Genomic DNA, 21,993 nt, shown 5'->3' on the forward strand with positions numbered 1-21,993 from the left:
TGTAACTTGACTGTTCCAAAATGGTATGACCCCGCCCTCAAACTGCTTGATCCAGTAAGGGTAATAATAAAGTCACAAAATAATAAACCAGGGGTGCAGTAAAAACATAACTATCAGTGCGATCTAAAATCCCCCCATGTCCAGGGATCAACTGTCCAGAATCTTTCACCCCAGCATCTCGTTTAATCATCGACTCAGTTAAATCCCCCAACAAACTGCTGACTCCAATCATTCCCCCAAAAAATAAACCAGTTCCCCACCAAAACTGCCAATGAAGATACCAAGCGCCCCCTAAAGCAACCAGAATACTCCCCAAAAAGCCGAAAATTGCCCCTTCTACGGTTTTTTTCGGACTAATATCAGATAAACGAGTTTTTCCCAACATTTTTCCCATCACATACGCCCCAATATCCGCCGCCCAAATGCAACCAAACGCGAGAAACGTTAAGGTTAAGCCTTGAGGAAACTGAGTAAAATCGAGCCACGATTGCGGTAAATAGCCATTAAAGGGTAAAACCGTTTCTACATTTTGATCAATTCCCACTCGTAAACGAATCCAGTAACTAGGGAGATAACCGCCATAGAATAACCCCAGTAGGGAAGTCGCAATGTCAGCGATCGTGGACATTTTGGGTAGAAAAAGTAAATAAAAACAGATTAAACTTCCTGCAATGGGAAACATCGCATCCGCTAAATGCGGCGCGATCGTGGCGGTAATCAAAAGCAGTTGCGAAACCACCAAAGTCGTTTTTGCGGCTGGTTCAATGCCCTTAGCCCGCACCAGTTGAAAATACTCTAACTGTCCTAAAAAAACGATTACACAAAATCCAAACGTAAAATACCATCCTCCCAAAACAATCATTCCGAGGGCGACAATAATGGCAACAATTGCGCTAATGAGGCGACTCCAAGACATAAAAAACTCCAAAAAGAGGGAAGATTAGAGGGACATTTCCCCATTATCTAGAATTTTCGTCAGAATTGACCGCTTAAAGCACAGGAAAAATCAACCATCACTGGCAATTTTGCGATAAATTATTGTGATATCGACTCTGTTTTAAAATAAGGTAACTGTTCTATGAAAGGCTGCGAGTACAAACCCGGTTTAGAAGGAATTCCTGCAACCCGCTCTGAAATTAGTTATGTTGATGGAACAAAAGGCATTCTAGAGTATCGAGGAATCCCGATAAAAGAACTCGCAAACCAAAGCCACTTCCTAGAAACAGCATATTTACTGATTTGGGGAGAGTTACCCAGTCAAGGGGAGTTAGAAAGTTTTGAAACCGAAGTCCGCTATCACCGTCGCATTAAATATCGCATTCGGGATATGATGAAATGCTTTCCCGAAAGTGGTCATCCCATGGATGCCTTACAAGCCTCCGCTGCGGCGTTAGGACTCTTCTACTCTCGTCGCGCTTTAGATAACCCCGAATATATCCGAGAAGCAGTGGTGCGTCTTCTGGCAAAAATCCCGACTATGGTCGCCGCTTTTCAATTAATGCGTAAAGGAAATGATCCTGTCCAACCGCGAGATGATTTAGACTATGCCAGTAATTTCTTGTATATGCTCACGGAACGAGAGCCTGATCCCTTTGAAGCGCGAGTGTTTGATGTTTGCTTAACCCTACACGCAGAACACACCATTAATGCTTCTACTTTTTCTGCAATGGTAACGGCTTCTACGCTTACTGATCCTTATGCGGTGATGGCTTCGGCGGTGGGAACTTTGGCCGGTCCTTTACATGGCGGTGCAAATGAGGAAGTGATCTCGATTTTAGAGCAAATTGGCTCAGTGGAAAATGTGCGTCCTTATGTGGAAGAAGCGGTTGCCAATAAACAGAAAATTATGGGGTTTGGCCATCGGGTGTATCAAGTGAAAGACCCACGCGCAACCATTTTACAAGAATTAGCCGAGCAACTCTTTGCCCAAGCTGGCTTCGATCGATACTATAAAATCGCAGTAGAGTTAGAAAAAGTCGTCAAAGAAAAACTCGCCCACAAAGGCATTTATGCCAACGTTGATTTTTATTCGGGATTAGTCTATCGTCATTTAGGCATCCCCACCGACCTATTTACGCCCATTTTCGCCATTGCTCGCGTTGCGGGTTGGTTAGCCCATTGGAAAGAACAACTCGCCGTGAATCGGATTTTTCGACCGACTCAAGAATATATCGGCGAGCATAACCGTTCTTATGTACCAATTGAAAAACGATAATCCCATCCATAAGCACGAATCATCATGCTACCTCACTGAGGGAAACCCCAGTGAACGATATACTGGTCGGTAGGAAACAAATCTTAATTAAAGCTGATTCATTTTAGAGAGAAAGTCAACCCGATTTAATCTCAATCATAAAGTAAATTCAATCACATAAAAAACATGAATTCAGGCATTGATCTGCAAACTAATTTTCTCGAATCTCTAAAAGCCTTCGGTGTTCCAGCAGGTGCGGCGAAAGCCCTGTGGATGCCTTTACCGATGTTTTTAATGATTATCGTTGCAACCGTTGGCGTATTAGTCAGCGTTTGGTTAGAACGGAAAATTTCCGCTGCCGCGCAACAACGCATCGGTCCTGAATATGCGGGACCTTTGGGGGTATTACAACCAGTTGCTGATGGCATTAAGCTGGTATTTAAGGAGGACATTACTCCTGCTAAATCTGATTCCCTCTTATTTACTCTCGGTCCGGTACTGGTGGTGATTCCCGTTTTCCTTTCCTTTTTAATTGTTCCTTTTGGACAAAATCTCATCATCAGTGACATTGGAATGGGAATTTTCCTCTGGATTGCGCTTTCTAGTATCGCGCCGATCGGGCTACTGATGGCTGGATATGCGTCAAATAACAAATATTCCCTGATCGGGGGACTCAGAGCGGCGGCTCAATCTATTAGTTATGAAATCCCTCTCGCTCTTTCTGTGCTGGCGATCGTAATGATGTCCAATAGTCTCAGCACCATTGACATTGTTGAACAACAAGCGGGTTATGGGATTTTAGGCTGGAATGTTTGGCGACAACCCGCAGGTTTCCTCATTTTCTGGATCGCAGCCCTAGCAGAATGTGAACGCCTACCCTTCGACTTACCCGAAGCAGAAGAAGAATTAGTCGCTGGTTATCAAACCGAATACTCAGGGATGAAATTTGCCCTGTTTTACCTCGGTTCTTACGTTAACCTTGTTCTCTCGGCTTTACTCTTTGCGATTCTCTACCTCGGTGGTTGGGAGTTTCCCATTCCCCTCTCGCAGATGGCGAACTGGCTAGGCGTTGCAGAAAATACACCTTGGTTACAAATTTTAACCGCATCGTTAGGGATCATAATGACTCTAATGAAAGCCTATTTTCTCCTGTTCATTGCCATCTTACTGCGTTGGACAGTGCCTCGCGTTCGGATTGACCAACTGCTTGATTTAGGCTGGAAATTCCTGCTTCCTGTTGCTTTGGTTAATTTACTTCTTACCGCAGGATTAAAACTGACTTTCCCTGCTTTCTTTGGCGGTTAAGTTGCTTTTGTTTCTCACGTTGAACATTTTTTGAAGACACAATTCCAAGACTTATGTTTAAAATTCTCAAACAAGTCAGTGATTACGCGAAAACGTCCTGGCAATCGGCAAAATATATCGGTCAAGGGCTATCTGTTACCTTTGATCACTTAGGACGGCGCCCCGTTACGGTTCAATATCCCTATGAAAAAGTGATCCCTTCGGAACGCTATCGGGGACGAATTCACTTTGAGTTTGATAAGTGCATCTCCTGTGAAGTTTGTGTTCGGGTTTGTCCGATTAATCTTCCTGTTGTCGATTGGGAGTTTGAAAAAGTCGGGAAGAAAAAACAGAAGAAACTCAAACACTATAGTATTGATTTCGGGGTTTGCATTTTCTGCGGCAATTGTGTGGAATACTGTCCCACTAACTGCATTTCCATGACGGAAGATTACGAGTTAGCCAGCTTCGATCGACACGAACTGAACTATGATAACGTTGCTATGGGACGACTCCCCTACAAGGTGACTCAAGACCCAATGGTTACTCCGCTTAGAGAGTTTGGTTATCTCCCGAAAGGAGTCACTGATCCTCACGATTTACCGAAAGGGTCTTTACGTGCAGGATGTTATCCTCAAGATATTCTGGAGGAATTAGAACGGGAAAAAGAAGAAAATCAAGACGAACAAGAGGCTAGTAAAAATTAAGGTTCGTCTTCTTAAACGAATTATGGGAGGAGTAAACAACATTCTTCTCCCTTCCCAAACGGGAAAAAAATAAATTGTCAGGTAAAAAAATAAGGATTAAGAGTTGTGGATTTAGCACAAGGCGTTCAATTTGTATCGTTTATTATTCTGGCAGCGATGATGTTCGCGGCTGCTTTAGGTGTGGTTTTACTTAGAAATATTGTCTATTCGGCATTTTTATTAGGTGGCGTTTTTATTAGTATTTCTGGACTTTATCTCTTACTGAATGCAGAATTTGTCGCCGCGTCTCAAATTTTGGTTTATGTGGGTGCGGTTAATGTTTTAATTCTGTTTGCCATTATGTTGGTGAACAAGAAAGAGACGTTTCCCGCAATGAATCGCAGTTGGATCAGAACAACGGCAACGGCTTTAGTTTGTATCGGTTTATTTGCGTTGTTGGGAACGATGGCAATTTCTACACCATGGTCGATCGCCGATCGCGCTGGTGTGATTACAGAAGGATCAATTATCACAATTGGTAAACACTTTTTTAGTGATTTTCTCTTACCGTTTGAATTAGCATCGGTTTTGTTATTAATTACCATGGTCGGGGCGATTATTCTCGCCCGTCGGGATTTAATTCCAGAGGAAAAACAGCCAGATTTAGCGCAAACTGAAGCCTATCAATTACAGGAACGCCCTCGGGAACTGATTTCTGTTGGGAAAGATGAATCGGACAAATAATAAGGAGTGACAATGGAATTACAGTTAGAGTATTATTTAATTCTGGCAGCGGGTTTGTTTTGTATTGGCATTTATGGCTTAGTTACCAGTCGTAATGTCGTTCGAGTTTTGATGTCGATCGAGCTTCTTTTAAATGCAGTTAACTTAAACCTCATTGGCTTTTCTAGTTTTCTCGATCCAGTGGAACTAAAAGGACAAGTTTTCGCCGTATTTGTGATTATTGTTGCTGCTGCAGAATCGGCGGTGGGATTAGCAATTATTCTCGCCATTTACCGTAACCGCAACACTGTAGATATGGAACAGTTTAACTTACTGAAATGGTAACAAAACCCATGCAGCACATCGTAGGTTGGGTGAAGCGAAGCGCAACCCAACACCCATTATAAGGAATGGTTCTGATTGCTGTTGGGTTTCGTCACCTCCACCTAATACCATTTCGATTTTTTACAGTGGTATGTTGCGGAACAACATCAAGAAGAGTTTTTATTTAAGAGTATTCTAGATAAGATCGAAATGATTGGAACAGAAGGTCAAGGCATCTTTTTTATTGATCGAGAAGTTGGAAAAATATTAACTCAGAAAGATCAAGAAGCAACGGCGATGAGTCTTCCTGAAAATGGCAATGGTGAAGCAATGTAGCGTTCGATTCTAGCTATTTTTGAGTAATGGCATGATCAGGGGTTTAAAGATTAAAGTGATTAAATAGCCGATCGCGCTGACTAAAATAATTGTCGCACCAGAGGTTAAATTAAGGGTATAAGATAATCCTAAACCCCCGATCGTAAATAGTAAACTAAACCCAATTCCTAACCCCATCATTGCTTTTAAATCCTTGACAAATTGACCACTTAATGCTGCGGGAATTGCTAACAAAGCAATTACTAAAATTAAACCCACCACTTGCATCATCATCGCCACCGCAAGCGCAATAATTCCCATCAATAATAAATAAATTTGATTAACAGGAATGTTCCTAACCATTGCAAAAGTTTCATCAAAAGAGATCGCAAGTAATTCTTTATAAAAGATAGAAACTAACAAAATAATAATAACATCAACGGCAAACATCAGCCATAAATTATCGCTGGAAACTGCTAAAATGCTACCGAATAGATAACTTTGTAATTCTGATTTATAACCTGGAGTTAAATCGGTTAAAATAATTCCGATCGCCATCCCGATCGCCCATAACATTCCGATCGCAGTGTCACGGCGCAAGTTTTTTTTACGTTGTACCGCACCCATTAAAAGTGCAGAGAGAATACTAAATCCTAATGCACCGAAAACAGGATCAAAGCTAAAAAATAATCCCATTCCCACTCCACCATAAGCAGAATGAGCGATTCCACCAGCCACAAATACAACGCGATTAACAACAACTAAACTGCCAATAATTCCTCCTGCAATACTAACTAAAATTCCCGCAATAATTGCATTGCGAAAAAACTCATATTGTAACGCTTCAAGCATTATTATTGTCCTCTTGATGTTGGGCTAAAAAACGTTGGGGAACATGAACTACTTGTTGAACAGTGTTCCCATAAGTTTGTTTGATCATCTGGGAAGTAATTTGATTACTGTTGTGATAATGCAGTTTTCGGTTTAAACAGCTGATCGTTTTCACATAAGAGGAAACCGCACTGATATCATGGGAAATCATCAAAATCGTAACAAACTCATTCAGTTGATGGAGTAATTCGTAGAGAGTAGAAGAAACCTCTTGATCTAAATTTGCGGTGGGTTCATCAAGGAGAAGAATTTTCGGTTCAGTGGCTAAAGCACGAGCAATATAAACTCGTTGTCGTTGTCCTCCTGATAATTCCGAGAGCGCTCGATCGCGCCACTGCAATAATCCTACCTGATCTAATACTCGTTTGACCACTGCTTCATCTCGTTTTTGATAAGGTTGTAATAATTTCCGCTTTCCTAAACGCCCCATCCGTACCACCTCAGCAACAGTAATGGGAAAAGCGAGATCAAACTGCATAATTTGGGGAACATAACCAATAAAACGTCTTCCTTTTTCTACTGATTTCCCCAAAATTTTAATCTCTCCCTGTTGAGGAGAAATTAATCCCAAGACAACTTTAAATAGGGTACTTTTTCCGCCACCATTGGGACCAATAATGCCAATATAATCTCGATCGCACACTGTAAGATTAATGTCTTGTAAAACCGATTCTTTTTCATAAGTCACCCACAGATTTTTTATCTGAATAATCTCGGAAGAGTGACTTCCATTTTGATGATTTTCACTCATTGATTTTTGCGCCTTGCCTTCTAAGTGTTGGGTTACGTTTCCCTCCACCCAACCTACTTTTTATCATTGATTGGTGTTGGGTTACGTTTCCCTCCACCCAACCTACTTTTTATCATTGATTGGTGTTGGGTTACGTTTCCCTCCACCCAACCTACATGGTCGTCTTTTTATTATTTCCCCCCTTTCAAAGGGGGGTTAGGGGGGATAAATATACTCTCTTAGTTTTTCTCACTTAAAACTGTGTCAAAAGTTGTCGCCACTGACTGCATATTTTCTAACCAATTTTCTGCTAACGGATCAATTTCTAAAACTTCAGCATTAACTGATTTTGCGATCGCTTCTGCGCTTCTAACTCCAAATTGCGGCTGTACAAAAATTACACTGATTTCTTCTGCTTTTGCTTGTTTAATAAACTGAGAAAGTTCCGCCGCACTGGGTTCAGTTCCTCCCACCTCGATCGGGATCATTTCTAAATTATATTCTTCTGCAAAATATCCCCAAGACGGATGAAAAACCATAAACGTTCTTTGTTCTAAATCCGTTAATGTTTCTTCAATATTTTGATCTAAATTTTCAAGATCAGAAATAAACTCAGTTAGATTTTCTTGATAATAAGTTTCTTTTTCTGGATTTAATTCCACTAATGCGGTGTAAATGGTTTCCGCTTGTTTTTTCACCAATTCTGGAGATAACCAAATGTGAGGATCAAGGTTGGCTGTTTCCTTTTCTTCCTCGTGATGATCGTGATCATGTTCTTCTTTTCCGTGATGATGATCATGATTATGTGCTTCTCCCTCATGGTGATGATGATGAGACATCTCTCGTCGATCGATCCCTTGCGTCAAATCCACTAATTTCATCTGTTGATTAGCACTTTCAATCCGTGACATCCAACTCTTCTCAAAGGGAACACCAATTCGCAAATAAGCCTCAGCATCGCTTAACGCCTTCATTTGTTCTGGTTTCGGTTCATAAGTCGCGGGAGACGCACCCGGTTCCACCATCACATTCACCTCAACGGTATCACCGCCGATTCGTTCCACAAAATACTTCTGGGGGAGAATGCTAACGGTAATGTCTAATTTTTCCTCTGTTGCTGTTGCTGAGGAAATTTCTGTGGTTTCCTCGGAAGTGCTACATCCCACCCACAAAGTCGCGCTGGAAAGCAATGCGATTAAATAAGTTAGCCTCGATCGTTTCATCTTTTCCTCAATCTACATTGATAATCATTATCATTGTAAATCATTCTCGCGTCAACCGAGATCATGGCGTATCTTTACTCGACTTCCCGAAACCGACAATCTCTTAACCATAACTGAATCGCTTTTCCAATAATCCCATTACTGGTTTCTTTTGGAGGGGTGGGAGGATGAGTTTTGTCAGTTAAACCAAAACGGGAATATAACAAAACTTGTCGCCAACCCTGTTGAGTTTTAGTGAGAAATAACCAATGATAACTCTCAACGGAATCTACTTTTCTTGAACTATATCTTCGTTCTAAAGTCGTGAAAAATACCTGTTTTACGGTTTCGGTTTCTGCTTCGGGAAAGGTGGGAATATAATCTCCTTGTAAGTTTTCGGTGAGAGGATTATATTCTGGCTGTCCAGCTAAAATAAAATAAGTGGAATTATCTTGTGTTCTTGAGGGAAGTTGGGTTCGTTGAAGTACCCGATTGGCATATCCAGGTAAGTCTTTTAATAATTGATTGGTTAAGGGTTCAATGCTTTGAGGACAACTGGCTTCAGCTTGAACAATTGACGGAAAAAAAAGCCCGATCGATGCGAAAGTTAGAGAACCAATTCCGATTAATAAATGTTTCATTATTGTGCAATTTCCTGACAAATTTGTTGCCATGCAATTTCGGGTGTTTCCGATTGTGTGATTGGACGACCAATCACTAAATAATCCGCCCCAGATTGTAAGGCTTCTTTTGGAGTCATCACCCGTTTTTGATCGCCTTTTTGGGAAAAAGTCGGACGTACTCCAGGACAAACTAACCAAAAATTTTCCCCACACACTCGCCTGATCTCACCGACTTCTTGAGGAGAACAAACCACTCCATCTAACCCCGAATCTTGTGCTAAAATTGCCATTTGCAAGGTATATTCTGGTAATTCCAAAGGTATTTTTAAGTCTAAAGCTAGTTCTCTTGTGTTGATGCTAGTTAAGAGTGTAATCGCCACTAATTTAGTTGAGGAATTGCTTTCTTTTTTGGCTTTTACTGCTGCTTTTAAGGCTTCTTTTCCTGCGGTAGCATGGACAGTGAGCAGATCAACATTGTATTTCATCGCCGAGCGACAAGCGCCCTCGATCGTGTTGGGGATATCATGGAATTTAAGGTCGAGAAAAATGCGTTTTTCTTGTTCTTTTAGATAGTCTAAAATCGACGTTCCAGCACTGACAAAAAGTTCTAATCCCACTTTCCAAAACGTCACATCAGGGAGTGTTTTGGTAAGCTCGATCGCGCTTTCTAAATCGGGAACATCTAAAGGAACAATAATCCGTTCTTGTGGTAACATAAAAAAGTAGTTATTGTTTCAGTATTTGTAATTTAATCCGAATGGGTAGCCCTTCAATTTGGCAAAAAAAGCCTTGGTGGTGTCAACCTTGGTCAATTATTTTAACAGGAATCATCATTCCCAGTACAGTTTGGCTCTTAACTCATCTTTGGTGGTTAACCTTACCCGTTGTTATGGGGATTTTAGTCTGGTGGTATGTTTTCCTTTATCTTGTTCCCAAAAGCTACACCGAACAAACAACCAGTGATCAATAATTCCTGTTTGACTTAATCAAAGTTATTAGAGAAATGACATTAGAAGCAATTACAATCCCCTCAGAAAATCAACCATCGCAATACTTATTAATCGGGTTACATGGTTGGGGAGCAAATGCGAAAGATTTAGCTACATTAGCACCGATTTTTAATTGGAAAAATACTCAAATGATGTTTCCCAACGCCCCTTTTTCTCATCCTCATGTTGCGGATGGTCGAATGTGGTACGACTTGCAAAAATATGATGAAGTTGGTTTAAACCGTAGTCGCCAAGAATTAAAAAATTGGTTAACTTCCCTAGAAAGTAGCACAGGGATTCCTCCACAACAGACATTTTTAGTTGGCTTTTCTCAAGGGGGAGCAATGACGCTAGATGTGGGGTTTTCTCTTCCGTTTGCGGGGTTGTGTGCGCTGTCGGGATATCTCCATTCTGAACCAGAAGTCGATCAATTTTCACCACCAACTCTGATTATACATGGCACAGAAGACGCGATCGTTCCCTTAAATGCAGCGCAAAAATCACGAGATACCCTACAAGAAAAAGGAGTTAATGTTACTTATCAAGAGTTTCCGATGGGACATGAAATTACACCAGAGGTAATAGAAACCCTGAAAAGATTTATAAGTAAATAAGTTTGTTAGACTTTGGATTAGTTTAGAAAGAAAAAACCATGAAACGTCATCCCTCTCTAATTTCACTGACGCTTTATTTAATCCCTATTTTCGGAACAATTCCTGCAATGTGGACGTTGTATCGTCAAAAGGGAAACACCGCAGAAAAATCAGTCAGCCGTTTATCAGTAATGCTTGCTTTCTCTTGGCTCATTGCTTATAGTCTTCTTGGGGTGAGTGGCAAAATGACCGCTTCTTCGGTTTGGTCAGTGCGTTTACTCTATCTCGATGGTTTAATCACATCAGGTTATTTTGTCAGTTGCTTGGTGTTGTTGATTCGTCTCTGGCGAGGAAAAACTCCCAAACTCCCTGGACTGACTCCCTTAGCCAATCAAATCTTTCGTTCTCGTTCCCTGTAGAAAAAATTGTCATACTGATTCTCCTCTTTTGAGTGGGTTTGCCCCTAAAATAAACCAAGCTATCATTACAAAAAAGTAAGTGAGTGTGAGGAAGCCCGTGCAAGTACAGAGAAGTCAACCGTCATCAAGAAAATATAAAACTAAAGTTGCTCCCAGCCCCAAAAAAAAGCGTTCTCAGTCTCCCCGTTGGTTTTTCCTCGGCTTGGGATTATCGGGGGTGGCGATGCTTTCAGCAACCGCAGGCGCTTTGTTAGCCATTACCCTAACGTCAAAACCCCTACAAATCGCCCCTGAAAGTGTGGAACAAGATGCAGCATTTAATGAAGAGGAAAAGATTTCTCAACAAGCGCCTCTCCAACTCCCGAAACTCACCCGACCGGTTAATATTTTGGTGTTGGGAACAAAGGTATTAAGCTCTGATTTAGGACAGTCCCCAGAAGAGGTGGGAGGCTATCATGCACGAGTGAATTCCTTTAAGGGATTGACAGATACGATGCTCTTGATGCGGTTTAATCCTGAAACGGATGACCTCTCTATTCTTTCTATTCCTAGAGATACGCCAGTTTATTTACCAGGTCATGGCAGAGTTAAAATTAATACGGCAAATCAGCGCGGTGGTGCGGCTTTGAGTGCAAAAGCAATTAGTAATTTATTGGAAGATGTCCCGATCGATCGATATGTGCGAGTAAATGTGCAAGGGGTGGAAAAGTTGATTGATGCTTTGGGAGGTGTGGAATTTTATGTTCCCAAAGATATGAAATATCAAGATGAGAGTCAGCATCTTTACATTGACCTTGAAAAAGGAAAACAACGGCTTGATGGGGAAACGGCAATGCAGTTTATGCTCTACCGTCATGATCAGTATGGAGATATTGGACGAGTACAACGTCAACAACTTTTGATCCGAGCGGTAATTGAACAGGCTTTGAATCCTACCACTTTGGCGAGGATTCCTAGTCTTTTTTCTGTGATTCAGTCTAATGTAGATACAAATTTGAGGGTGGAAGAACTTTTAGCTTTGGCAGGGTTTGCCGCTAAACGCGACCAGAAAAATATCGAGATGTTGATGTTACCTGGTCGGTTTGGAGAAATTGAGGATGGGGAACAGGAACGAAAAATTAGTTATTGGCTTCCAAATAATCGCCAAATTGATCAGATGATGGCTCGTCATTTTGATGTGGGAGAGGTTTCTCGCTCTGATGACGGTGAGGTTTCTCCCTATATTCGCATTGCAATTCAAGATAGCACGGATAATCCAGAAGCGGTGCAGTCGGTGGCGAGAGGTTTACAAAAAGCCGGTTATCGCAATGTTTATGTGGCTTCGGAGTGGGGTGAGCCTTTATCGCAAACTCGCATTATTGCCCAAAATGGTAATCTTGAGGCTGCAGAGGCGATCGCGGAGACTCTGGGAGTGGGAAAAGTGTTAGTTGAGAGTACGGGGGCTTTAGATTCGACGGTTAGCATTCAGTTGGGAGAGGATTGGGTTTCTCGACAGTCTGAGTTGGAAGCCTTATCTCAGGATTAATTAATGGGATGTCCTAAACGAGTGGGCTGTTGATAAATTCGTTTGAGGGTATTAATGTCTCGATCGGAAATTGGGGATGCGTTTCGCACTTGTGAGAAATACAGCGCATCTTCTGGGTTAGGGCTATGTCCCCAGATTCCCACAGCATGACCGATTTCATGGCGTGCGGTGGCTAGGGTGTGTCTCTGGCTTTGATCGGGACTGATTTCTATTTTCATCCGATGGATCAGTTTTTGACCTTCGTTTGTGGGTTTTAAGGCAAATTCATAACGGGTACGAGCCGATCGAGCGCGAGAAAGTTCCATGATTCCTGTTTCTGGGTTGCGAGTGGTGTTGAGGGGAGGGCGCGATCGAGTAATTATAATGTTGGCAACTGCTCGATCGTCGCTCACTTGTAAGGGAAGATAACGATTCCATTCTTGGACTGCGGTTTCTACAGCTTCCCGCCATTTCTCGTCCTGTTCAGACTGATCCAGATACACTGTCACTGGAAACTCTGACCACAGCAGATAACCCAATGGACTTTCTTCTATTGCGGAAAAATAATCTCCCACCTCGGAGACAGTTTCCCATTGCGCCAAAGTGGAGGGGAGAGGATGAGATTTCAGGGGAGGAAGCGCCGAGGACGTTACTTTCGTTGTCACCGCAACCACCGACAACGCCGCCATGATCATGTATCGGAGAAAGCGTAAGCGCGATCGATCTGATAGCATTTGGTGAAAAATGATAATGTACTGTCTAGAAAATCGGTTCGATCGGCAAAGCCAATCCGCACAGTATTGCATAATGAAACTGAAGCACAAAATCAATTAAACAGCCATGCCTAGAATTGAATTAAAGAACGGGGAAATTTACGAAGTTGATCATGATGAAATTCCTGAGTTTTTCCATAAACATCAAAGCGAAATTGTGGAACATCAAAAAAAGATACAACCTCGACGAAATCGGAAAGACTTAGGAATCACCAAAACAAAATAACACTATCTACATATGGACGGTTGTTTTCATTGGCAAAAATTCCACTGTTGAGTTTTTCCTCTGTTAAAGCATAATACACTTCGCCAGATACAAAAAATTTATATTGCGTGTTGTCGTTTTTTTCCCTACCAGTATAGATTTTTTCCTCGCCTAAATTTTCAATATACACATAAACGGTGCGATAGCTAGTCCCAATGTAACGGCTAAACTTTCCATAAACATAACCACCGGTGGCAGCCTCAGAAAATTCTTGTTCATCTAACGCTTTGATCAGAATTGTCATTATCTGTAAATCTGCTTTCAGAGTAAAAATTTAAGTTTGGTGGGCATTGCCCACCCTACAAGTTACTGATCTGGAAACATACATTTATCGCTGTCACATCCAGTGGGGCCAGCTTCCTCTCTTTCTCCTACATCATATTGCAGTAACGCCGTATGAAAGTCCTCGATCGTCCGCCGTTGTTCCACTTCTGTCATCAAACGATTGTAGGTGGCTTCGTCCACTGGTTCAAAAGGTAAACGAGGGAAACTCTGATACGCATCAAACCGCGCTAAAAGAGCCGCCGAAATATAGCCCTCATCATTTTGTATCGCCTCATAAATCGCTTTTCCTAAATCCTCGATTTCAGGTTCTCGCAGTTCCAAGGTTGCCGAAGTGTTATGAGTCACATAATGCTTCTGAACTTGCATCGCAAAATCAAACTGCGCCAATACCGAAAACTGACTAATATCAATCTCATCTGCACCTTCAAGATCAGCCCAAGACACCGCGACTGGAATCTCCACTAACCATTCTGTACAACGCGGATCAAAGGGATCATGTAACAGGTTTCCGCTTTCATCTTTATCAGATTGCGAGGGAATGACGTTATAACCGTAATCAATACAAGCCAACGCTACTGGATCATTTTTGCCAAAGGTGACACGACGGATAAACCGCACCGCTTTCGGCGGATGCCAACCTGGAGACGCACCCGTTAACAGTGATTTCGTGCCGCTTGGCTGCACCGTTGTGCAACGATTAGGACGTTTGATGTTATTTCGATCGCAGTAATCCCCAACCGTCTCATTAACAATCTCTCGCCATTTCTCCAGATAGGCTCTTTCTACCTGCTTAAACCGTTTTCCTTTTTCGGTATTGGGGCGACCTTCTTCCCACCAGCGCAACCATTCCACCCCAATTGCATGAACAAAGAAGTCAAATAATCCAGTGAAGGAAACCCCAACGATCGGATCGAGTTCACGACTATATTGATAACGCGGTTCTTGGAATTGGTGATTTAATAAAACCGCAACTGACAACGCACCAGCTTGAAAGGCTCTTCGGAGTTCTTTCTCGTTATCTGGATCAATCAGATTGAGGTGAACTTCGCTGAGATTGCATTGTCCCGTTAAAGTCCCGCCAAAAACACCCTTGTGAAACTCAGGTTCATTAAAGCAGAAGGTATCATGTAATCCTTCAAGCGGATCACAAGCGCGAATGTTTTGCCATTTTCCTTTATATTTCGGCTTATGACCCTTACTCGTGTCTAAGCGTTGACAGGGAATTGCTACACAATCAGTGATTTGAAGATACCATAAATCTTTTTGACGGATGCCCAGATTCGTTTCTGATCCAGCTTTTGCTGCTAAGTTAATAGAAGAACGAATCCCACATTTACACAATAAGAGGTAAACCCGATAGGTGCGGTCATACCCTGATAAATAAATTCGGATTCCCCCAGAAGAAACCTCTGAACCATCTGCATCTGCTAAACCAGCAATAAAGTGTAAAATTGAGTCTCGATTCCAACTAGCGAGATTTTCAAATGGTTGTGCTGTATATTTAAGTTCTCGTACTTGCTCTACAGTTAAATCTTTATCAAACCCCGTATAAAGCAAACAAGGTAAGGTTTTTGTTTCTGTGTAGTAACGAGGTGTTCCAGAAGTACGTCCCGCTAGGACAAGTTTTTGGTAACTTTTAGCTCCATAAAGACGGAGTTGTAATTGGGGCTTATCATTATAGCCACAAATTGAACCGTCTCCAACCAGTTGACCAAGGGTATAAGCAAGGGTTGGTTCAACAAACTCACCATCATCATATTGAATTGTAAAGGGTTCAGTATGAAGGACATAATTTTCAGTTTTCAATGCTGTTGCTAATTCGGCAGTGGTTACTTCCTTGTAGGCTTTAGCAAAGCGATTTTTTACAAAGAAACGATGCTGATCTGTGACATCAAGATACGTTCCATCAGAGAAGCTGACCCGATACAAAGAACGATTTCTCCCAGTTAAAACCGGAACCACTCGACTCCACTGTTTCCCATTCCAAATTTCTACGGTTTGACCTACTAAATTGCCAATTTTATCCATTCCGTCGCGGGTAATCAACAGAGTATCTCCAGCAACACAGTGAAAATTGTGGCCGATTATCTCACCACAGTTGTGAGCAACTAATCCATTTGCATCAAAACGATGAACTCCTGGCACGGTACAATCATAAACTGCTTCGATACCATCAAGTTCAATACTAGCAACTGTTGCTGTAAATCTTTCCAGTCGTTCCTGGCTTGGTTTTCTCGTTAACGCATCTGTTAGCAAAGACTGTTTTTCTAAAGAATGAAAGCCAATGATTGCTTGAAAAACATCAATATTATCCTCAGCAATAATCAGTTCCTTTCCGACGCAACGAGAGACGATTCCCAAGCGTAACAACATCCGTTGAACCGTTGATAAGTCTTCATTTTGGGTTAACTTAATCCAAACGCCAAGGTCTGTTTCTTCGATGCTTCCCTTCGCAGAAAATAAGCCTTGTAGGAATCCTTGATAAAACTCATAGCCTCCTGTTTCAACTTGCTGTACAGTCCCCCCCTTAGCAAGGGGGGTTAGGGGGGATCGGCTTTCCACTGCTGTAGCAAGGGGGGTTAGGGGGGATCGGCTTTCCACTGCTGTAGCAAGGGAGGTTAGGGGGGATTGATCGCCGACCAATGCTTTGACAGTTGATAAACTCATTTCTAACCCCTCTGCAAAAGTTCCATTTCCTTCCCAAGGACGAATGTCTCTGTGGTTATGCAGCATCACGCGATCGCGCGGTTGTAACTCTTCTACTGCAACCCATTCGGTATATAACCCCCCTTTGTCCCCCCTATTAGGGGGGAAGTAAGGGGGGTTGGCGGTTACTTTCAACACTTTATGATTCGGGGTTAACCGTAGGGTATAACCTTCTTCTGTGGTTAGCTTGACTACAGGTTTCGTTCCTGTGTAGAAAAAGCCTTCTGGGGTGGTGCTAAATAACTCACCGTTGACATAAACACTTTGCTGCGTTCCTATCAAATCTTTAACCTGTTGCGCCCCGTTTTCCGTGTGTACCCATGTCTCAGCAGTAACGCAGGGATTCAGCCCATAACGCTGCAAACGATGTTCTACTTCCTCTTTTGGCATTTTTGGAGCTTGATTCTTTAACCAATCTCGCGCTGCTTCCACCCCTTTTTCTGTGTAAACTTCTAGAAACGCTTTCCGTTTCGACGGTTCATCGAGAAGATCAGCATTTCCTCGCGCGATCGCCTCGGGTGCGTATTGAATCGCCCCTTCTCCAGAATAAAACTGACTCCGTACCGCTTCCACACAATCTTCTAAACTGGGCTTTTGATGATACACTCGCGTATGATTTGCCATCCGTAAGGCATCGCGATCGGGGTCAATGCGCCAATTTCCCTCTGCATCAGGTTGCCAGAGATTTTGTTTCAATAACGGTGAATCGGCATCAAACTGGCGAATCCCAGCGCTGTTATGAGTTAAATAACCATCGCAGTAGAAACAGTGAGCATCTTCCACTTCAATATCATAGGTTTGGACAGCGAACACTTGACCCAGTTGTTTAAACGTAACAGGGATGTCCATTTCTACTTCCGACTCCACCCGATAACGTTCATAGTTAGAATCAACTTTTCGGTTACCTTGAAAACCCATTTTCTGCATTTCCGAATAGGTATAGGCTTCACGCATCATTTCCCCAGCCAAGGTAAAACCGTACATCTTCAAACCGACTTTTAATTCTCCTTTGACAGCATGAGAAGCAATTAATTTGTTATATTCTCCCTTCAAAGCTGGAAGACAAACATGATATTTTGTTCGCCAGTTCAGCTTTTGCGGAATTGTTTTCTTGATTCGTCCCGCAATCCCCAAACTTGATAAAACGGAAGCAATTTGACGAGCAAATTGAGGGTAAACTGTGCAAACCAATTGCGGGGGACGATTTTTTACAGAACCATCACTATCGATGATTCCTGCTAAATAAGCGGCGCGAGTCTCGACACTTCCCTGTAGGATAAAATCTGGAATCTCGATCGGTTCTTTGGGGCGTTTGATATTTTTGAAGAAGTATTCTGTCAGTCGAATTGAGGAACAAACAAAACGAACGGTGTTTTCATTTTCCTCAGTTTGTTTAGTTGCAGATACCCCAAAATTTGCTAAAGCGCGGTCTAGCTTTTCTTCGATCAATGGCGCAAGTTCAGCATCTGTCGCCCAATTGATGCTCCCATAAGGCTTATTGTACTTATTCCGTCCCAGACTGACATATCCATCGCCATGAGTAAAACCAATCAACCAAGCGACATCAGGGTTTAAATCTGGAATGGAAATTGCTTTTGCTGTTCGACTTTGAAGGGGATGAAGACTGGTTTCATCTGCTGGGAGTTGCGTAGGAATCCCCGCTAAAATTTTGGTATTGTGCAGCAGTCGATCGCCCGATTCCAGTTCTCCTACTTGTTTCCAGACATAATCCCCATTAGCTGAACTTAAAACCGCCATGCGATGATTCTCCGTTGCTTGAGGATATGTTCCATTGGTTTCGATTTCTCGAACATCTTGGATTCCTTGATCGAATTTATCCACCACACGACGGAAACCCAGAGGAGTTTGCACCAGATCGCCCACTTTAACCTCTTTAATCGCCACCAACCCTCTTGCGGTATGAACTAAAGCATATTCTGGTAAACAGCGCCGAATATTTCCAGCCACCACTGTTGCTGCTGCTTCATCAATCAACAAACAACATTCTTCTGCGTTGAGTTTTCTTCCCTGCGCTTGGTTAAGAATCTTTGCTAAACGGGGATATAATTCGGGAATTTTAACGGGATTCGCCACACCGCCAAACCCTTTGAGTCGCTCTCCTGCTGGTCGAACATGACTCGGATCAATGATAACTTTAACTTCTGTCGCTAAATCTTCGTTACTCGCCAGTTCTAAAAGTGCCTGATAAGATTGTACCCAGCCTTGACGAGAGTCACCAATAGTAATTCTGACTGCTTGGGGATTATTAATTTTAACGGTTGTTTCTTCTGAGCGAGCTTCAGGTAACACTGTTCCAATTTTCCCATCGATCGAAACCTGAAGACAATTCCGCAGCGTGGGCAATTGCTTGATATACTTTTCTTCAAGGACAGCACCCGTGCCACACCCCATCATTGCTAAATCCATCATCAAGCCAAACGCTCGCCAATCAGTAACATTGGTGGAAGTGCAATTATAAGCGCCAGAATAGTTTTTGGGGTTTTCTAACCATTGGGTTCCCCCCACCCAAAGCCAACGTCCAGCAGGAAGGCTTTTTAAGTGGGTCATGGTTTCGGTGATCAATTCCGCTTCGGCGGCGGTGAGTTGACCTAGCTTGACTAATCCATCAACGCATCGATCGCGCACCTGTTCCCAAGTTTCTCGTCCTTTTTCTGTCCGTCTGCTATAAGTCCGAAAAAACACAGGGTTTGCCACTGGTGCGGTTTCTGGAAAATTTGTCGATTGTTTACGTGCAAGCTCTCTAACCATAATTCGGGAATATGACTTGATAAATTTCTCTTTCAATTAAGACTGAGATTCTTATCTTAATTAATTCTCACGGAAGGGTAAAGGTGTTAGAAAAAGTGTTGCGATTCCTTTAAAGCTGCGCTATAACAAGCAGGAGTATCCTTCTATATTTAGTCATAGCCTGTCACGGTTGGCGACAGATCGTTCACTAGGGGTTGCTGAAAAAGTCCATTGGTTGGTTAAGTAAGGCAAGTTGCCTTAGGCAAGAGGCAAGTTGCCTTAGGCAAGTTGCCTTAGGCAAGAGGCTTGCATGCAATATGCGTGACGATTGAACAATCAATGAACTTGCATTTTTATCTGAACTGAATCGCCTCAAATCCTTATTTGGTAAGACTTTCAGTTTTCTTGACTCAAGCCCTAACTACCAATGCTGAAAACTCTGGTTTAAGTCCAGATCAGAGTCCGATAATTTAATCTCAGGTTCGATCGAAACTTCTCCGATAATTTTCCCTGAGTTCCCCAATTTTTCCTGCAATTGTTCCGCTGCGTGACGCGGGAGGGTTAAAACTAATTCAAAGTCCTCTCCCCCGTATAACGTCCATTTTCGCGCCTCTTCTGGAGAAACCCACGATCGGACAGCCAACGGAATCGGAAGCGCCTCAGCGTCGATTTTTGCGCCGACACCGCTCGATCGAGCAATCTGAATAATTGCATCTGCCAAACCATCACTACTATCCATTCCCCCCACCCGAAATTCTGGCAAAATCTCCCTTAAAATCGGGGGAACATCTAAACGCGGTTGTGGTCGTTGGTGAGCCTTAATCAACTGCTGAAAACTCACCGTATCTAATTCCTGTTGACGTTCAGGGTGCAATAATAACTCCAACCCAGCGCGAGACGCACCATGATCCCCCGTCACAAAAATCACATCCCCAACTTTTGCATCTTGACGACGAATCACCTGCTGGGGCTGCACTTCTCCCACTGCGGTTATGGAAATGGTAAGTAGAGAAGAGCGAGTGACATCTCCTCCCCACAATACCGTTTGATACTGTTCTAAACAACTACTTAATCCCTGATAGAGCCGTTCTACCCATGATACAGGAAGCGTGCCAGGGAGACTTAAACCCACTGTAATCCCGAAAGGGGTTGCTCCCATTGCCGCTAAATCCGATAAATTCGCCGCCACTGCTCGCCATCCCACATCTTCGGGGGATGTGGTGTAAACATTCGGTTGCGCCATGCCATCGCTAAAATGAACACCATCCACTAAAACATCAGTAGTGATGACAAGGGAGTGATCGCTCCTGTGATTAATGACAGCAGCGTCATCTCCAATTAAATGCGACGGACAAAACTGGTGTAGTATTTTTAACAGACCTTGTTCTCCGATCGCAGCTACAGTTAAATTAGCTTCTGGTTTCATTGTCGCGGTTGGCAGTTCTTGGGGAGGCTTGAGGACGTTCTAAGTTTTCAATTCCCTTCACCACACGAGCAGAGATGATTTTGTCTCCCTCTTGCATATCTTCTAAAATTTCATCTCCTTGGACAGCGTAACCAAATATGGCATAACGTCCATCCATGAAATTAAATCCTGGAGGAGTCAGTTCGCTATCGAACTTAAAGAAGAAAAACTGAGAAGAACCGCCATTGGGATCACCGCTCGGACGTGCGATCGCTACTGCTCCATTGGCAGAAAAGGGCAAAACTGGCTGTGCTTTGTAGCGTCCGATTTCTTCGAGAGTTGCGCCATAAACAGGCTTTTCATCCCCTTGTACCAAAATTTCTAAAGGAATGGAACGATATTCTCCTGTTTCGGGATTGATAAAACCTTGTTCGGGTCCTGGGGGATCACCCGTTTGTACCGCAAAATCATTAACGCGGTTCACCTCTAATCCATCATAGAAGCCTCGATCGACCAAATCCACAAAATTTCCCGCCGTAATCGGGGCGCTATACCCATCCACAACCACAGTTAAATTCCCTTCGCTGGTTTCTACCTCAACCGTCGCTCGTCCTTTTAATCGTGGTAAATCAGCATATTCTTCGGGAATGGAGAACGGAAACTCCTCCACAAACAACGCTTCGAGATCGTCCAGTTGTTCGAGGATATCACGGCGAACTCGCCAAATTTCCTCTAAATTCCGTTGATCCACTACTTCCCGTAATTCGTTGATATTTTTCTTAATTTCTGGAATTAAGGCTTTAGCTTCCTCACGATTTTGTTCGGGAACACCAGCTAATAGTTCCTCTGTTTTATTCGTTAACATCCGATTCGCGTTTTTCAAATCACGATTAATCGGACCCCAACGTTTCCCTCGCAGTTGGAAGCCAATATCCTCCATGCTATCTTGTAACTTTCGCGCGGGATAGTTTTCAAAAGGGAGGGCATAACGTAATAATGCAGTAGGGTCAGTAATCGCCTCCCCTTGAGCGAGAACACTCTCTCGCTTCGGTTGTTTGTCTTCTTGCGATCCCCCCCAGAAGTTCCACCAAGCGCCACTGAGTCCAATGGAAAGACTCAGCAATAACAGGGTAATGATACTGGTTTTGAACAGGGGTTCTAGCCATTTTAACGGTTTCAACATACTTTAACTTGGGCAAATATAACACCTCAACTTTAATGTACACGCTCTCTCGTCCCCATATCAAACCGATTAGCGCCTCCTGAAAAAGTCCATTGGTTGGTTTAGTAAGGCAAGAGGCAAGAGGCAAAAGGCAAGAGGCAAAAGGCAAAAG

The 21,993-nt window shown here is 42.8% G+C and carries 21 protein-coding genes and 1 pseudogene; 11 read left to right on the forward strand and 11 right to left on the reverse strand.

Translation table 11 applies throughout. The features are described from left to right. Window positions 1-37 precede the first annotated feature (37 nt). Window positions 38-916 (reverse strand): phosphatidate cytidylyltransferase, encoded by an 879-nt coding sequence (locus DACSA_RS12500; protein WP_015230096.1) that lies wholly within the window; start codon window positions 914-916, stop codon window positions 38-40. Between the two features lie 162 nt (window positions 917-1,078). On the opposite strand from DACSA_RS12500, the gene DACSA_RS12505 reads away from it, so the two are divergent. From DACSA_RS12505 to DACSA_RS23085, 6 genes and pseudogenes are all read left to right on the forward strand, one after another. Next, a complete protein-coding gene (locus DACSA_RS12505) occupies window positions 1,079-2,215 on the forward strand; it encodes a citrate synthase (protein ID WP_015230097.1) in 1,137 nt (378 codons plus the stop codon). Window positions 2,216-2,380: 165 nt separating this feature from the next. After that, the gene (gene nuoH, locus DACSA_RS12510; RefSeq protein ID WP_015230098.1) at window positions 2,381-3,499 is read left to right on the forward strand and encodes an NADH-quinone oxidoreductase subunit NuoH; all 1,119 of its coding nucleotides are present in this window, start codon (window positions 2,381-2,383) and stop codon (window positions 3,497-3,499) included. Window positions 3,500-3,552: 53 nt separating this feature from the next. Then, window positions 3,553-4,185 (forward strand): NAD(P)H-quinone oxidoreductase subunit I, encoded by a 633-nt coding sequence (ndhI, locus tag DACSA_RS12515; protein ID WP_015230099.1) that lies wholly within the window; start codon window positions 3,553-3,555, stop codon window positions 4,183-4,185. 105 nt (window positions 4,186-4,290) lie between these two features. Further along, on the forward strand, window positions 4,291-4,908 hold the full coding sequence (locus tag DACSA_RS12520; protein WP_015230100.1) for an NADH-quinone oxidoreductase subunit J: 618 nt from the start codon (window positions 4,291-4,293) through the stop codon (window positions 4,906-4,908). Window positions 4,909-4,920: 12 nt separating this feature from the next. Continuing rightward, a complete protein-coding gene (nuoK, locus tag DACSA_RS12525; protein ID WP_015230101.1) occupies window positions 4,921-5,232 on the forward strand; it encodes an NADH-quinone oxidoreductase subunit NuoK in 312 nt (103 codons plus the stop codon). 117 nt (window positions 5,233-5,349) lie between these two features. Next, a pseudogene (locus tag DACSA_RS23085) lies at window positions 5,350-5,547 on the forward strand (ferritin); the annotation flags it as partial. Between the two features lie 9 nt (window positions 5,548-5,556). Here the strand turns inward: DACSA_RS23085 and DACSA_RS12530 are convergent. The 5 genes from DACSA_RS12530 to pyrF form a co-directional block, all read right to left on the reverse strand. Further along, the gene (locus DACSA_RS12530; protein ID WP_015230102.1) at window positions 5,557-6,378 is read right to left on the reverse strand and encodes a metal ABC transporter permease; all 822 of its coding nucleotides are present in this window, start codon (window positions 6,376-6,378) and stop codon (window positions 5,557-5,559) included. Beyond that, entirely contained in the window at window positions 6,371-7,168 is a 798-nt protein-coding gene (locus DACSA_RS12535) for a metal ABC transporter ATP-binding protein (protein WP_015230103.1), read from the reverse strand. Before DACSA_RS12535 ends, DACSA_RS12530 begins: the two co-directional genes overlap by 8 nt. 218 nt (window positions 7,169-7,386) lie before the next feature. Next, entirely contained in the window at window positions 7,387-8,370 is a 984-nt protein-coding gene (locus DACSA_RS12540) for a metal ABC transporter solute-binding protein, Zn/Mn family (RefSeq protein ID WP_015230104.1), read from the reverse strand. A gap of 74 nt (window positions 8,371-8,444) precedes the next feature. Beyond that, window positions 8,445-8,990, reverse strand: a complete 546-nt coding sequence (locus tag DACSA_RS12545; RefSeq protein ID WP_015230105.1) for a hypothetical protein — start codon at window positions 8,988-8,990, stop codon at window positions 8,445-8,447. Continuing rightward, the gene (gene pyrF / locus DACSA_RS12550) at window positions 8,990-9,688 is read right to left on the reverse strand and encodes an orotidine-5'-phosphate decarboxylase (RefSeq protein WP_015230106.1); all 699 of its coding nucleotides are present in this window, start codon (window positions 9,686-9,688) and stop codon (window positions 8,990-8,992) included. The genes DACSA_RS12545 and pyrF overlap by 1 nt, the downstream gene beginning before the upstream one ends. Window positions 9,689-9,729: 41 nt before the next feature. On the opposite strand from pyrF, the gene DACSA_RS12555 reads away from it, so the two are divergent. The 4 genes from DACSA_RS12555 (at window position 9,730) to DACSA_RS12570 (ending at window position 12,498) form a co-directional block, all read left to right on the forward strand. Next, window positions 9,730-9,942, forward strand: coding sequence for a DUF6737 family protein (locus tag DACSA_RS12555; protein ID WP_015230107.1), 213 nt, complete (start codon window positions 9,730-9,732; stop codon window positions 9,940-9,942). 33 nt (window positions 9,943-9,975) lie between these two features. After that, complete coding sequence (locus DACSA_RS12560; RefSeq protein WP_015230108.1) at window positions 9,976-10,575, forward strand: alpha/beta hydrolase; 600 nt, start codon at window positions 9,976-9,978, stop codon at window positions 10,573-10,575. A gap of 38 nt (window positions 10,576-10,613) precedes the next feature. Further along, window positions 10,614-10,973 carry a hypothetical protein gene (locus DACSA_RS12565; RefSeq protein WP_015230109.1) on the forward strand — a complete coding sequence of 120 codons (360 nt, stop codon included), beginning with the start codon at window positions 10,614-10,616 and terminating at the stop codon, window positions 10,971-10,973. A 97-nt stretch (window positions 10,974-11,070) separates the two neighbouring features. Continuing rightward, a complete protein-coding gene (locus DACSA_RS12570; protein WP_015230110.1) occupies window positions 11,071-12,498 on the forward strand; it encodes an LCP family protein in 1,428 nt (475 codons plus the stop codon). Here DACSA_RS12570 and DACSA_RS12575 read toward each other — a convergent pair. Further along, entirely contained in the window at window positions 12,495-13,211 is a 717-nt protein-coding gene (locus DACSA_RS12575; protein ID WP_015230111.1) for a Zn-dependent protease, read from the reverse strand. The two genes, DACSA_RS12570 and DACSA_RS12575, sit on opposite strands and share 4 nt — an antisense overlap. A gap of 106 nt (window positions 13,212-13,317) precedes the next feature. On the opposite strand from DACSA_RS12575, the gene DACSA_RS21635 reads away from it, so the two are divergent. Then, complete coding sequence (locus DACSA_RS21635) at window positions 13,318-13,476, forward strand: hypothetical protein (protein ID WP_015230112.1); 159 nt, start codon at window positions 13,318-13,320, stop codon at window positions 13,474-13,476. Here the strand turns inward: DACSA_RS21635 and DACSA_RS12580 are convergent. The 4 genes from DACSA_RS12580 to DACSA_RS12595 all read right to left on the reverse strand — a co-directional run bounded on the left by DACSA_RS12580 (window position 13,460) and on the right by DACSA_RS12595 (window position 21,842). Continuing rightward, window positions 13,460-13,759, reverse strand: a complete 300-nt coding sequence (locus tag DACSA_RS12580) for a hypothetical protein (protein WP_015230113.1) — start codon at window positions 13,757-13,759, stop codon at window positions 13,460-13,462. The two genes, DACSA_RS21635 and DACSA_RS12580, sit on opposite strands and share 17 nt — an antisense overlap. A gap of 62 nt (window positions 13,760-13,821) precedes the next feature. Further along, window positions 13,822-19,275: a ribonucleoside-triphosphate reductase, adenosylcobalamin-dependent gene (gene nrdJ, locus DACSA_RS22215; RefSeq protein WP_015230114.1), complete on the reverse strand. Its 5,454-nt coding sequence runs from the start codon at window positions 19,273-19,275 to the stop codon at window positions 13,822-13,824. A 400-nt stretch (window positions 19,276-19,675) separates the two neighbouring features. After that, window positions 19,676-20,680: a thiamine-phosphate kinase gene (thiL, locus tag DACSA_RS12590; RefSeq protein WP_015230115.1), complete on the reverse strand. Its 1,005-nt coding sequence runs from the start codon at window positions 20,678-20,680 to the stop codon at window positions 19,676-19,678. Next, complete coding sequence (locus DACSA_RS12595) at window positions 20,664-21,842, reverse strand: peptidylprolyl isomerase (RefSeq protein WP_015230116.1); 1,179 nt, start codon at window positions 21,840-21,842, stop codon at window positions 20,664-20,666. The genes thiL and DACSA_RS12595 overlap by 17 nt, the downstream gene beginning before the upstream one ends. Window positions 21,843-21,993 lie beyond the last annotated feature (151 nt).

It is taken from the genome of Dactylococcopsis salina PCC 8305 (assembly GCF_000317615.1).
GTDB lineage: Bacteria > Cyanobacteriota > Cyanobacteriia > Cyanobacteriales > Rubidibacteraceae > Halothece > Halothece salina.